Origin of the sequence: Bradyrhizobium sp. 141, assembly GCF_023074055.1 — a bacterium.
GTDB lineage: Bacteria > Pseudomonadota > Alphaproteobacteria > Rhizobiales > Xanthobacteraceae > Bradyrhizobium.
Map to the genome: position 1 here is coordinate 81996 of NZ_JADPKR010000078.1, position 12633 is coordinate 94628.

The 12633-nt window shown below is 64.4% G+C and carries 12 protein-coding genes and 1 tRNA gene; 6 read left to right on the forward strand and 7 right to left on the reverse strand.

The genetic code is table 11. From position 1 onward, the window contains the following. Nucleotides 1–33: 33 nt before the first annotated feature. The 4 genes from IVA81_RS20575 to IVA81_RS20590 all read right to left on the reverse strand — a co-directional run bounded on the left by IVA81_RS20575 (nt 34) and on the right by IVA81_RS20590 (nt 1523). Nucleotides 34–570, reverse strand: coding sequence for a DUF488 domain-containing protein (locus IVA81_RS20575; RefSeq protein ID WP_247321297.1), 537 nt, complete (start codon nt 568–570; stop codon nt 34–36). Nucleotides 571–601: 31 nt separating this feature from the next. After that, the gene (locus tag IVA81_RS20580; protein WP_247321299.1) at nt 602–817 is read right to left on the reverse strand and encodes a DUF2945 domain-containing protein; all 216 of its coding nucleotides are present in this window, start codon (nt 815–817) and stop codon (nt 602–604) included. 197 nt (nt 818–1014) lie between these two features. Further along, nucleotides 1015–1089: transfer RNA gene (locus IVA81_RS20585), tRNA-Val, on the reverse strand. Between the two features lie 74 nt (nt 1090–1163). Then, complete coding sequence (locus tag IVA81_RS20590; protein ID WP_007597092.1) at nt 1164–1523, reverse strand: response regulator; 360 nt, start codon at nt 1521–1523, stop codon at nt 1164–1166. A gap of 329 nt (nt 1524–1852) precedes the next feature. On the opposite strand from IVA81_RS20590, the gene IVA81_RS20595 reads away from it, so the two are divergent. Further along, complete coding sequence (locus IVA81_RS20595; protein WP_247321301.1) at nt 1853–2743, forward strand: N-formylglutamate amidohydrolase; 891 nt, start codon at nt 1853–1855, stop codon at nt 2741–2743. Nucleotides 2744–3035: 292 nt separating this feature from the next. On the opposite strand, the gene IVA81_RS20600 is transcribed toward IVA81_RS20595, so the two are convergent. Then, complete coding sequence (locus tag IVA81_RS20600) at nt 3036–3248, reverse strand: hypothetical protein (protein WP_247321303.1); 213 nt, start codon at nt 3246–3248, stop codon at nt 3036–3038. Nucleotides 3249–3275: 27 nt separating this feature from the next. Between IVA81_RS20600 and hisN the strand changes: the two genes are divergently transcribed. Together hisN and IVA81_RS20610 are read left to right on the forward strand one after the other, a co-directional pair. Continuing rightward, the gene (gene hisN / locus IVA81_RS20605) at nt 3276–4058 is read left to right on the forward strand and encodes a histidinol-phosphatase (RefSeq protein ID WP_247321304.1); all 783 of its coding nucleotides are present in this window, start codon (nt 3276–3278) and stop codon (nt 4056–4058) included. 21 nt (nt 4059–4079) lie between these two features. Then, on the forward strand, nt 4080–5045 hold the full coding sequence (locus IVA81_RS20610) for a tripartite tricarboxylate transporter substrate binding protein (RefSeq protein ID WP_247321308.1): 966 nt from the start codon (nt 4080–4082) through the stop codon (nt 5043–5045). A 106-nt stretch (nt 5046–5151) separates the two neighbouring features. Here IVA81_RS20610 and IVA81_RS20615 read toward each other — a convergent pair whose 3' ends face one another. Next, on the reverse strand, nt 5152–6042 hold the full coding sequence (locus IVA81_RS20615) for a LysR substrate-binding domain-containing protein (RefSeq protein ID WP_247321310.1): 891 nt from the start codon (nt 6040–6042) through the stop codon (nt 5152–5154). Nucleotides 6043–6133: 91 nt separating this feature from the next. On the opposite strand from IVA81_RS20615, the gene IVA81_RS20620 reads away from it, so the two are divergent. Continuing rightward, complete coding sequence (locus IVA81_RS20620; protein WP_247321396.1) at nt 6134–6886, forward strand: sulfite exporter TauE/SafE family protein; 753 nt, start codon at nt 6134–6136, stop codon at nt 6884–6886. A gap of 44 nt (nt 6887–6930) precedes the next feature. On the opposite strand, the gene IVA81_RS20625 is transcribed toward IVA81_RS20620, so the two are convergent. Continuing rightward, nucleotides 6931–7563, reverse strand: a complete 633-nt coding sequence (locus tag IVA81_RS20625) for a LysE family translocator (protein ID WP_247321312.1) — start codon at nt 7561–7563, stop codon at nt 6931–6933. Nucleotides 7564–7785: 222 nt separating this feature from the next. Here IVA81_RS20625 and IVA81_RS20630 point away from each other — a divergent pair, with 222 nt between their 5' ends. Both IVA81_RS20630 and IVA81_RS20635 read left to right on the forward strand, forming a co-directional pair. After that, entirely contained in the window at nt 7786–9582 is a 1797-nt protein-coding gene (locus IVA81_RS20630; protein WP_247321314.1) for a tetratricopeptide repeat protein, read from the forward strand. A gap of 204 nt (nt 9583–9786) precedes the next feature. Further along, complete coding sequence (locus tag IVA81_RS20635) at nt 9787–12558, forward strand: di-heme-cytochrome C peroxidase (RefSeq protein ID WP_247321316.1); 2772 nt, start codon at nt 9787–9789, stop codon at nt 12556–12558. The last annotated feature ends 75 nt before the right edge of the window (nt 12559–12633 follow it).

A 12633-nucleotide genomic window follows, 5' to 3' on the forward strand; every position in this document is an offset into this window, starting at 1 on the left:
GGAGCGTAAGCTAAACTCGCCGGCGACAGTTGGCTAACTCTCGGCAGGGTAGGCCAGGCGGCTGCCAGCCACGCCCCGCGCCGCCGGATTCATTTCGGCTTGTTTGACTTGCCCGGGCCCGAGAATGTGAAACACCGTCTCGCCGGCAGCGAGCAGATAATCCGTGATGATCCGCCGGTGGCATCGCCACCACAGGGTCTCTGCGCACATGATCGCGCAGCGCTGGACCTGCCCGAGAGCCCGCAGATGCGCGAGCCCTTCATGAAAGGCCGCGCTCATGGCGTGGTCGGCGTAATTGTGGAAGCTGCCGTTCTGCCAGAACGCATTGATCTCGCGCGGCACCTCGCGCTTGCGGCTGCGCAGGCCGCCGAGCGAGGCGATGTGCTCGTAGCCGATCGAAGCGGCCCCGAGCGATTGCGGCAGGGTCTCGCGATTGTACTGCGGATTGGTGCGGGAGCGGGGCGCGGTGCGAACGTCAGCCACGAAGGTGACCGAGCTGTCCTGCAACAATTCGACGAATTGCTCGATCGAACGCGTGGCATGGCCGATGGTGAAGAAGGGATGAGCCATGGGACGCCTCGTCAGCTCGGCCCGCGGGCCGTCAGCTCTTCAACAACCGCAATGCGCGGCCCTTGTGCAGAGCGACGTGGTCGGTCTTGTCGCTCTTGATCTCGTATTGCGGATCGTCCGCGCTGGCGTGGTGCGTGTAGCCCTTGTAGTCGACGTCCTCCGTGTGAACGCGCAGGATATGGCCACGCACGCGGCCGGCCTCGGAATTCCAGCTGACGCGATCGCCGCGCTTGAAGGATTTGGGCACGGCGGACCAATGCCGAAGCCAGTCGAGTGTTCCCGAAGACCGAGCAAGGCGCACCAGTCCGTCTGCTCTTCGAGCTACGCCGGACACGCTTCGCATTTAGATGAGTGGCTTGCCGAGCCGTAGCTCGCGGCGGCAGCCCGCCTTCGCCCTTTGGGCTTCGGCGTGGCATCCTGCACTCTGCTATCGCGAGCGAAGGATGGTGGGCACGACAGGGATCGAACCTGTGACCCCTACCATGTCAAGGTAGTGCTCTCCCGCTGAGCTACGTGCCCTAGAGGTCGTCTAGATCGGGTGGGGTCCCTATAACGGCTCAGGGGAGCCGGCGCAAGGACGGAACGGGGCCGATTCAGGCCGCCAGCATCTTGTTCACTTCGCTGACCAATTCGCGCAGATGCACGGGCTTGGACAGCACCTTCGCATTCTTGGGGGCGTCCGAATCCGAGTTCAGGGCCACCGCGGCGAAGCCGGTGATGAACATGATCTTGATGTCGGGGTCGAGTTCCGAAGCCCGGCGGGCGAGCTCGATGCCGTCCATCTCCGGCATCACGATGTCGGTCAGCAGCATCTCGAACGGCTCTTCCCGCAGCCGTTGATAGGCGGCCATGCCGTTGTCATGGGACGAGACCTGAAAACCGGCGTTTTCCAGCGCCTTGACCAGGAAACGGCGCATGTCGTTGTCGTCTTCGGCGAGCAGGATTTTTGGCATGGCAGGAAACGTCGATCCCCAGAGGATATCAGCAGAGGTCACTAAGCCCGACAGAGGGTAAATTTGGGGTGAAAATCTTTACCCTGAGGCGGCGACGCTGCCCGTTCCTTGTGAACCGGAATGGGGCTCGAATCAATCGAGCCGCAGCGGCTCATCCCCGTCTCCGTGCCCGCACGGTTAAGACGTGTTCCAACAAGCCGTCACATCTTTTCGCTTGGCAGAATGGTTGCGATTCCGGACAATGACGACACATAAGAGCCGCTCGATCGGCCGAATCAATGTGGTCTGGACCTGCCAGATCCCGGCGCGAAGGGACGAAGCCTGAGAAGATGACCCGGTTTGACGGCGAGGTGTCGCCAGCCTTCGAGATCGTGGAGCCCGCGCAATGGCGCGCGCCTGTCATCTTCAACTCGCCCCATTCCGGCTCGACCTATCCGGACGAATTCCTCGCCGCCTCCAGGATCGACCTGCCGACGCTGCGGCGATCCGAAGATTCCTTCATGGACGAGCTGATCGGCCACTTAAGCGAGCGCGGCTTTCCGACCGTCAGGGTCAATTTTCCCCGCTCCTATGTCGACGTCAATCGCGAGCCCTATGAGCTCGACCCGCGCATGTTCAGCGGACGGCTGCCGAGCTTTGCCAATACCCGCTCGATGCGGGTCGCCGGCGGCCTCGGCACCATTCCGCGCGTGGTCGGCGACGGCCAGGAGATCTACCGCGACCGCATCCTGGTCGACGATGCGCTGGGGCGGATCGAGACGCTGTACAAGCCCTATCACCGCGCGCTGCGCCGGTTGATCAACAAGGTGCACCAGATGTTCGGCACCGTGGTGCTGGTCGACTGCCATTCGATGCCCTCAGTCGGCGTGTCCCGCGACGAGCCGCGCCGTCCCGACGTCGTGATCGGCGACCGCTACGGCACGAGCTGCACGCCGCTTCTGCCCGACCGGGTCGAGGAGACCATGACCGGGCTCGGCTATTCGATCGGCCGCAACAAGCCCTATGCCGGCGGTTTCATCACCGAGCATTACGGCAATCCCGCGAGCGGCCTGCACGCGGTGCAGCTCGAGCTCAACCGCGCGATCTACATGGACGAGCGACGGCGCGAGCGCAGTCCACGCTTTGCGCAAGTGGCGACCGACTTCGGCGTTCTCGCCGACGTGCTGGCGACCACGATTCCGTTCGGCGACCTCGGCCCGTTCCAGGCCGCGGCGGAATAGGCGCCGGCATTTCTTCTTGAGATCGTGTGATCTGCGGTTGGCGCGAACGCGTCTTCGCTTCGCCCATTTGCGCGGGCTGAACTGAAAGCAGAGGCTCGCAAGAAAAAAGGGCCGCTCGCGAATGACGCAAGCGGCCCAAGTCTAGGGAGGAAACGCCCAAGGAGGGCAGCGGTAACGCCAAGCGCTACCGCACCGCAACAATATGCGACCGCGACGCACAAAGTGCAAGGGCTTTTGAGCCGTTTCCCATGCAATATGCACATGGCTCAGTTGCTTCTACGGAAACCCAGATTCAGTTTCTTTGATAAGGAAATTCAATGGGTTGATAGGTGTTTGCATACGAACGAGGCATGGTCGGAACTAAGTTTTCAACGCCGTGATCGATATTTGGCCCGGAGATGACTGAGATATGGCAGCTGGCCGCGGCATTCAAAATACCAGGGAGCAAAACAAGACAGCGCTGCAAGATCCTGCCGAATTGAGCTAGGCAGGAGGCGAGCTTCATCCAATTTCGCTTTTGAGGATTCGGCCTGTGACGGTGATCGACTTCTCCGCCTTCATCGGACGGCTCGCCACCGCCTCCGGCGAAACCATCCTGCCGTTCTTCCGCACCTCGCTGTCGATCGACGACAAGAGCAAGACCAGGGATTTCGACCCCGTGACCGAGGCCGACCGCGCCGCCGAGGCGGTGATGCGGCGGCTGATCAAGGCCAACTTCCCACAGCACGGCATCGTCGGTGAGGAATTCGGCAACGAGCGCGAGGATGCCGACTATGTCTGGGTGCTCGACCCCATCGACGGCACCAAATCTTTCATTGGCGGCTTTCCGATCTGGGGCACGCTGATCGCACTGCTGCACAAGGGCGCGCCGGTGTTCGGCATGATGCACCAGCCCTTCATCGGCGAGCGCTTCTCCGGCGACAACGGCTCGGCCAACTACAAGGGCCCCTCCGGCGAGCGCCGGCTCCAGGTCCGCCGCTGCGCCTCGCTTGCGGAAGCCACGACCTACACCACCAGCCCTCTGCTGATGAACGAGCGGGACCGCGCCATCTTCGGCCGTATCGAGCAGGACGCGCGGCTGTCGCGCTATGGCGGCGACTGCTACTCCTATTGCATGCTGGCGGCGGGCCACGTCGATCTCGTGGTCGAGACCGAGCTGAAGCCTTATGATATCGCGGCGCTGATCCCGATCGTGACCGGGGCCGGCGGCGTCGTCACCACCTGGGAGGGCAAGCCGGCCCAGGGCGGCGGCCGCATCATCGCCGCCGGCGACGCCAGGGTCCACGAAGAAGCCTTGAGGCTTTTGAACCAATAACAACGCGGGCGGAGAGCTTGCATGACCATCTCACGCAGGCTGCTTCTTGGATTGTTTCTGCTGTTGCCGACGCTGGCGTCGGCACAGAATTTTCCGGCGAAGCCAATCAAGCTGATCGTGCCGTTCCCGGCCGGCGGTCCCAACGACATCATCGCGCGTGTGATCGGCCAACGCATGTCGGAGCTCTCGGGCCAGCCGGTGCTGATCGACAATCGCGGCGGCCAGGGCGGCGTGCTCGGCACCGATGCCGTCTCCAAGGCCACGCCCGACGGCTACACCATCGCGATCTCCAGCGCCGGCGCCCTCGCGATCAGTCCGAGCATGGAGAAAGTCGCCTACGACACGCTGACCGATCTGACGCCGGTGACGCTGGTTGCCACCGTGCCGGAAATGCTCGTGGTCGCTACCAACGTGCCCGCAAAGGACATCGGCGAGCTGATTGCGCTGGCCAAGACGCAGCCCGGAAAGCTCAACTTCGCCTCCTCCGGCCCCGGCAGCCTGCCGCATCTGGCCGGCGAATTGTTCAAGCTGACGGCCAAGATCGACATCGTGCACGTGCCCTATCGCGGTGCCGCGCCGGCCGTGAACGATCTGCTGGGCCAACAGGTCCAGATGACGTTCCTCGATCTTCCGGTGCTGCTGCCGCAGGTCAGGGCGGGCGCGCTGCGGCCGATCGCAGTCGGCTCGGCCGCGCGCGCGCCGACAGCGCCTGAGGTGCCGACCACCGCGGAAGCGGGTTTTGCCGGCCTCCACATCGAGAACTGGTACGGCATGGTCGCGCCTAAGGGCACGCCGAAGGAGATTGTCACCGCGCTGCATGGCCTGGCAACCAAGGCGATGGCGGATCCCGCGGTGAAGGAAAAGCTCGCCGCACAAGGCGCGACGCTGGTCGGCGATGAGCCGGAGCATTTTCGCTCATTCATCGCGGACGAGACCCAGAAGTGGGCGAAGGTGATCAAGGACGCCGGGGTGGAGACGGCGAAGTAGCCACACCGTCATGGCCGGGCGTGTCCCGGCCATCCACGTCTTTGCCGCACGGCACGAAGAACGTGGATGCCCGGGACAAGCCCGGGCATGACGAGCTTGGCTCCTTCTATACCGCCGCCGCCCGGAGATGCTCCACCAGCATTTTGGCCGGCCGCGGCAGCGCCTTGAAGCTACGCGCGCAGATCACGAGTTTTCGGTTGGCGAAAGCATTGCGCAGGCGGACCATGGCGAGCGGCATGGTCTTGGCGCAGCGGCGAGCGGCTGCTTCGGGCACGAGCGCCACGCCGACATCGGCGGCGACCATCTGGCAGATCGCGTCGAAGTCGCGCAGGCGCGCGCGGAAATGCGGGCGCATGCCGAGCCGGGCCGCGTGCTTGGAGATGTGCATCTGAAGCGCGATGGCGCTGGTCAGGCCGACGAAGTCGCACGCCCCCGCCTCCTGAAAATCGATCTGGCGGCGGCCCGCGAACGGGCCGCGCTTCGACGTCACCAGCGTCAGACGGTCCTCGCTGAAGACGAAGCGCTCGATATGGTCGGGCAGCGCGTGCTCGGCGGCAAAGCCGAGATCTGCCGCACCTGCGGTGATCGCCGCGGCGATGTCGGTGCTCTCGCGCTCCTCAATGTCGATCGCGACGTCGCGATGCTCGCGCAGGAAGCCGGCGAGCGCCTTCGGCAGATGCTCCGACAGGCCCGACGTGTTGGCGAGGAAATGCACGCTGGCGCGAACGCCGCTGGCAAAGCCGGCGAGATCGCCGCGCATGGCGTCGATCTGGTGGATGACGAGCCGCGCATGATCGAGCAGGCTCTCGCCGGCCGCGGTCAATTCGACGCCGCGCCGCCCGCGCTTGAGCAGCGCGACACCGAGCGCGTCCTCCAGGCCCTTGATGCGCGCGCTGGCCGAGGCGAGCGCCAGGTGCGCACGCTCCGCACCGCGGGTGATGCTGCGCTGGTCGGCGACCGCGATGAAGAGCTGGAGGTCGACGAGGTCGAAGCGCATGGCAGGTCTCTCCTCAGCCTTCGGCCAGTACGAAGGCACTCTCCGTAACCTCCAGATTGTGCCGGCGCGCGGCTTCGGTCAATGTGCAGATATGATCGATCCGCTGCTCATCCTCATCGCCGCCGTCTTCCTGATCGCCGGATTCGTCAAGGGCGTGGTCGGGCTCGGCCTGCCGACGGTGTCCATGGGCCTCCTCGCGGTGAGTATGACACCGAGCCGCGCCATCGCCATCGTCATCGTGCCGGCCATCGTCACTAACATCTGGCAGACCTTCGTCGGCCCGTATTTGCGCGACATCCTGAGGCGGCTATGGCCGCTGATGATCGGCACCGTGATCGGCTGCTGGCTCAATGCCGGCGCGCTGACCGGCCCGCATGCGCGCTACGGCACGATCGTGCTCGGCGCCCTGCTCGTCATCTATGCCGTAATCGGTCTGAACAAGTTCCAGTTTCGCGTCACACCTCGGAACGAGAAATGGGTCGGCGGCGTGGTCGGTGTCGTCACCGGCGTGATCTCGGCCTCGACCGGGGTGCAGGTGATCCCTTCGATGCCGTTCATGCAGGCGATCGGCATGGAGAAGGACGAGCTGGTGCAGGCGCTCGGCGTGTTCTTCACGACTGCGACGCTGGCGCTCGCGTTTAACCTCACCGCCGGCGGATTGTTGACGCCAGCCAATACCGTGCCGGGCGCCGTGGGCCTCGCCATGGCCTTTGCCGGCATGTTCATCGGCCAGTCGGTGCGGGCGCGGATGCCGGCCGAAGCTTTCCGCCGCTGGTTCCTGATCGCGATGATCCTGCTCGGCCTTTATCTCGCCGGCAGCGCGCTGCTGAAAGAATTCGCGTAAAGGCGATTGTAGGGTGCCGCGCTCACATCATTCGTTCGAATGACTTACCGCGTCTCCAACATGGCGACGCGGATACCGAGATAGATGAAGAGGCCGCCGAGAGCGCGGTTGACCCAGGCGATCGCGCCCTCCGACTTGCGCAGCCGGTGGGCGGCTTTCGCCGCAAACGCCGCCAGCACCAGGCACCACAGCGTTCCCGTGCAGATGAAGATCAGGCCGAGCGTCAGGAACGCGAGCGGCTTATGGGGTGAATCGGCCGCGACGAATTGCGGCAGGAAGGCCAGGAAGAACAGCGCGACCTTGGGATTGAGCGCATTGGTGAAGACACCCTGCAGGAACACCCGCCGCAGCGAGCTCCGCACCGGCTCATCGATCGCCGCCGCCAGCACCGGGCGCGACCACAGCATCTGAAGCCCGGTGATGACGAGATAGGCCGCGCCGACCAGCTTCAAGATCGAGAAGGCAGTCGACGATGCCATTAGCAGGGCTGAAAGGCCGATCGCCGCAGCCGCGACATGGACAAAACAGCCGCAACTGATGCCGAATGCGGCCGCGGCTCCGCCCCGCCAGCCCATCTGCATGCTGCGGCCGATGACGTAAACGGAATCAGGCCCCGGCGTGATGTTGAGCAGCAGCCCCGACAGGATGAAGAGCCAGATTTCGTGAATGCCCAGCATGCGAGGTGCCCCTGCCGCCGCCCCTGCGGTCGCAATTCCGCTTAGCCGGTTCGTCCGTCCCCGTCCACCGCCGGGACTGCGTAGGATTTACCTCGAATTTGCAATGCGGATCGTACTTCCGCTCGGCCTCATCTGCTTTATAAAGGCGGGGTTCTTGAAATGCGGGATTCGAGGCGACTGCCACGCCGTGGCCGGTCCTCCCTCCCTTGGAGCTCCGAGGATATGGAAAGACGTCTGGCCGCCATTGTCTGCGCCGATGTCGCCGGCTATTCGCGCATGATGGGCAGCGACGAGGCTGGCACCCATGCCGCTTTCAAGGCCCATCGCAGCGCGATCCACCCCATTATCCTCAATCACGGCGGCCGCGTCGTCAAAAACACGGGCGACGGCTTCCTGCTGGAGTTCCCCTCGATTGTCGGCGCCACCGAGGCCGCGATCGCGATGCAGACGCTGATGGCGGAGCGTAATCACCATCTGCCGGCCGATCGCGCCATGCAGTTCCGGCTCGGCATCCACATGGGCGACGTCATCGCCGACGAGGACGAGGTGTTCGGTGACGATGTCAACATTGCCGTCCGCCTGGAATCGGTGGCGACCCCCGGCGGCTTCGCGATCTCGGCCAAGGCCTATCGCGAGGCGAGCAAGCATCTCACCGCGCTGCTGACCGATGCCGGCAACCATCGCTTCAAGAACATCAAGGATGCGGTCGGAGTCTGGACCTGGACGCCTGAGGGCGCGCCGGCGCTCGCACCCGAGCTGAGGGAGGCATCCGCCCTCTCGCAACAGTACCGCACCGCGATCGTCGGCGTGCTGCCCTTCGCCAATCTCAGCGATGCCCAGGACGAATATTTCTCCGACGGCCTCACCGAGGATCTGATCCACGCGCTGTCGCTGCAATCTTTCTACCGCGTGCTGAGCCGCAACTCGACCTTCGCCTTCAAGGGCAAGAACACCAGCACGCGCCTGATCGCGCGCGAGATCGACGCCACCTATCTGATCCAGGGCTCGGTGCGGCGCGCCGGCGCCAAGATCCGCGTTACCGCCGAGCTGATCGCGCCGGAGACCGGCGAGCAGCTCTGGACCGGCCGCTACGATCGCGACATCGGCGACCTCTTCGCGATGCAGGACGAGATCACCACCAACCTGTCCGCCGCCATCGCCACCGAGATCGTCCGGGCCGAGGCCTCCGCACCGGCGCGCCTGAGCACCGACGTGAGCGCCTGGGACCGCTTCCTCAAGGGCCTGTCGCATTACTACCGGCAGACCAAGGAAGACCTGGCCGCCGCCGTCGACCTGTTCCGCGAGGCCATCCGGCTCGATCCCAAACTGTCGATCGCGCATGCCTATCTCGCCACGATCCAGATCCAGAGCATCCAGTTCGGCTGGGTCAAGGGCACGCGGGAGATGTGGGCCGAAGCGATGCACCTCGCTGAAACCAGCGTCCGGCTCGACCCGCGCTCCTCCTTCGCGTTTTCGATCTTGTCCTGGGCTCACGGCATGGAGGGGCACTACGAGGCCGCGATGGATGCCGCCAAGCGCGCGGTCGCGCTCAACCCCTACGACAACGGCGCGCGCGGCGTGCTGGGCATCTGCCATTTCATCATCGGCGAGCACCGCGAGGCGATCGAGCTGTTTTCGATGGCGGTGCAGCGCGACAACAGCGACCCGCGCTATCAATGGGCGGCGCTGAACGCCTTCAGTCACTACCTGTTGCGCCAATATGACGCGACCCTGTCATGGGCTCGCGAGCAGCTCTACATCAACCCGAACCACATGCAGGCGCTGGCGATCCGCGCCGCGGCTTTGGCTCAGATGGGACGGAGTGGCGAGGCGAGCGAGGCCATCGGCGTGCTGATGGGAAACTATCCAACCCTGAATGTCGACAGGCACTTGCGCAACTTCCACTGGAAGCGGCCTGAGGACCTCGCCCATTACCGCGAGGGGCTGCTGAAGGCCGGCGTGCCGCTCGGCAAGCTGACCCTGGTGCAGAGCGACGTCAAACGCGCCGCCGAGTCCTGAACGACGGGCTCTTGGCAGTCAGGGCTCTTGGCAGCCCTGATCGGTCCCTGGCAAATCCGCACCGGCTTTTGTTGACACGACAGTGAATTCGGCCACACTTCGCTACACGCTGAAGTAGTATCCGCTGCTGTCGGTTTGTTAGGACTTTCCGCGCTCTAACAGCGCGCCTGCGCATTTCGATTCGCTGTTTTCAGGATTTGGGCCATGCATCATCCCACTTCGAAGCCGCCCTTCGATCCCTCGGTCCCGGTCTCGCCGAACAATCCCTGTCCGTTCCTGCGCGGCCTCGTCGGTGAAGGTTTCGTCGAGGGCGGGACCGTCCCGCTCAACACGCTCTCGCAGACAATCGCGAATGCCACCGGCGAGACGGGGCTGAAGAAGATCTCGGCCCGCATCCAGGTCCGCGGCGTTGCGCTCATCGCCAACGGTATCGGTCACATTCTGAAGAGCATCTGGTCGGGCGCGCAGCTCGACGCGCTGCGCGGTGGTCCGCTCGACAAGCGCGGCGCCGGCTCGCGCATCCTCGGCGTCGACGGCCAGGTCAACGAGGACGAGATCGCGCGGCTCGCGAGCTTCGGCCGGACCTACACCGACCCGAACACCGGTAGCAGCGAGCCCGGCCTCAACGCCGCGGAAATCAAGACCTTCATGCGCGACAACCTCAAGCGCGCCGGCAGCGCCGCACGCTGGTACTACCCGCTGCTGATGAAGTTCGAATGGCCCATCCTTTTGAAGATCATCGGCAAGGGCAAGAATGACGAGGAGCGTTATCTCAGCGTGGCCGACGTGCGCACGCTGTTCAACGAGCGCAGATTCCCCGACCGTATCAACCAGCGGATATTGTCGCAGCCGCTGCTGTCGGCCTGCCAGCTGCGCTTTCGCTGGGCGGTCGCGCTGACGGCGTTCGTCATCGGCCTTGGCCTCGTCGCGCTGGTGGCCGTCGCCGAATTCCCCAACCAGGTCCGCGCCATGCTGCCGCAGAAGGGAATCCTCGTAAATTTTCTGCCGCCGCCCTTGCCTACGGTCCCGGAGACGAAGGCCGCCTTCTGGCTCGATCAGAACTGGTCGCTGAAGGATCGGCACTGGTTCCATCATGCCAGCCAGGGCACCGCGACCTTCCCGGTGCCCTACGAATGGTTCATGGCGCTGGAGCAGCCGCGGCTTCATCTGTTCTCAAAGCCGGGCATGATGAAGAACAGCGCCTATCTCGAAGGCTTCGGCTTCATCCCGAGCCCGCAGTCGATCCAGACCGACACGACGACACTGCGCCGCTTCGGTTACGCCAATGTCTATGAGACGACGCAGGTGCCGGACTGGTCGACCAGGTGGACCCCGGCGGAGAACGTCGACGGCCTGCCGGTCGGCTTCGCGCGGATGTCCGGCGTCGTCGATCCCGCGACCGGCCGTCGCGAGGAGGACAAGATCGGGCTGACCTGCTCGGCCTGCCACACCGGCCAGATCCATTACCAGGGCGTGGACGTCCGCTTCGACGGCGGCCCAGCCATGACCGACCTGAAGAAGCTGGAACTCTCCACCGGCCTTTCAATCGCCTACACGCTCTACGTCCCGTTCCGCTTCCAACGCTTTGCCGATCGCGTGCTCGGCCCCGACGCCAGCAAGACGGACCGCGCCGCACTCAAGCAGAAGCTCAGCGCGATCGGCACGTTCCTGATCGACTGGGCGAAGACACAGCAACAGACGATTGAAGGCAAGAAGACCTGGAACGGCAGGCAGCAGCAGGACACAGAGGAAGGGTTCGGCCGCCTCGACGCGCTCAACCGCATCGGCAACCAGGTCTTCTCGCAGGATCTGGCGCTGAGCGGGGTCAAGGGATTCGAGAAGAACCTGCACGCCCAGGATGCGCCGGTCAGCTATCCCCCAATCTGGACCGTGCCCTGGTTCAAGTTCGCCCAATACGACGCCTCGATCGAGCAGCCGTTGATCCGCAACGCCGGCGAAGCGCTTGGCGTGACCGCGCTGCTCAATCTGTCCGACGCCTATCCGGAGGAAAGGCTGTGGCGGTCCTCGGTCCACATCAGGACACTCGGGTGGATCGAGGACATGCTGAGAGGTCCCGATCCGTTCAAGCCGGCCGATCCTTCCACCGGTCCGAAGTTCGGCGGCCTGCTCGCGCCGAAATGGCCTTCGCAGATCCTCGGCGATGCATGGCGGCTGAAGCCCGATCGCGTCGAGCGCGGCCGCGCCATCTACGCCGAGATGTGCTCCGGATGCCACCTGCCGGCCGTCGACACCCCCGCCTTCTGGTCATCGAAGCATTGGGAGCCGAACGGCGACAGCAAGGTCCTGAACGCGGTGACGATCCCCCTCGACGAAATCAAGACGGATCCCGAACAGTCGCTCGTTCTCAGCAAGAGGATCGTCGATGTGCCCGGCTTCCTGAAGGTGAATACGGCCGATCTCCAGAAATGGTGGCAATGCGAGGTCCCGACCGCGAGCACCTCGCCCAACGAGATGGTCTATGCGCTCGGCCTCATGACGGTGGTCGATCTCGTCGCCCGCAAATGGATGGACGATGAGAATATCCCCGAGGCCGAGCGTGGGAAGATTTGGAATCTCGCGCGCAAGAACTGTCTCAATCCGGCGCCTGATCCGCGCTATCGCGCGCGGCCGCTGAACGGCATCTGGGCCACGGCGCCTTACCTGCACAACGGTTCGGTGCCCTCGTTGTATTGGCTGCTGAAGCCGGCGAGCGAGCGCCCGCAAAAATTCTGCATGGGCCGCCGCGACTATGACCCTGACACCGTGGGCTTTGCGGTGACCGCGGACGAGAAATGCAAGACGGGCGAAACGCAGTTTTCGGCGGGGTCGGAGAAGGATCCGATCCAGGGCAACAGCGTGCTCGGCCATTCCTTCGAGCGCAAGGACGGCGAGCCGAAACGCCCCGGCGTGATCGGCCGCATGTTCAAGGACGATGCCGAGCGCTACGATTTGATCGAGTATCTGAAGACGCTGTAGTGCCTTTCTTACCTCGCCCCGCTTGCGGGGAGAGGTCGGATCGCCCCCGGCGATGCGCAGCATCGTCCGGCGCGA

Coding starts and splice junctions, on each gene's coding strand:
- IVA81_RS20575 (WP_247321297.1), bottom strand. CDS start 570: ATGGCTCATCCCTTCTTCACCATCGGCCATGCCACGCGTTCGATCGAG.
- IVA81_RS20600 (WP_247321303.1), bottom strand. CDS start 3,248: ATGAAGCTCGCCTCCTGCCTAGCTCAATTCGGCAGGATCTTGCAGCGC.
- IVA81_RS20620 (WP_247321396.1), top strand. CDS start 6,134: ATGATCGATCCGCTGCTCATCCTCATCGCCGCCGTCTTCCTGATCGCC.
- IVA81_RS20625 (WP_247321312.1), bottom strand. CDS start 7,563: ATGCTGGGCATTCACGAAATCTGGCTCTTCATCCTGTCGGGGCTGCTG.
- IVA81_RS20610 (WP_247321308.1), top strand. CDS start 4,080: ATGACCATCTCACGCAGGCTGCTTCTTGGATTGTTTCTGCTGTTGCCG.
- IVA81_RS20615 (WP_247321310.1), bottom strand. CDS start 6,042: ATGCGCTTCGACCTCGTCGACCTCCAGCTCTTCATCGCGGTCGCCGAC.
- IVA81_RS20590 (WP_007597092.1), bottom strand. CDS start 1,523: ATGCCAAAAATCCTGCTCGCCGAAGACGACAACGACATGCGCCGTTTC.
- IVA81_RS20595 (WP_247321301.1), top strand. CDS start 1,853: ATGACCCGGTTTGACGGCGAGGTGTCGCCAGCCTTCGAGATCGTGGAG.
- IVA81_RS20630 (WP_247321314.1), top strand. CDS start 7,786: ATGGAAAGACGTCTGGCCGCCATTGTCTGCGCCGATGTCGCCGGCTAT.
- IVA81_RS20635 (WP_247321316.1), top strand. CDS start 9,787: ATGCATCATCCCACTTCGAAGCCGCCCTTCGATCCCTCGGTCCCGGTC.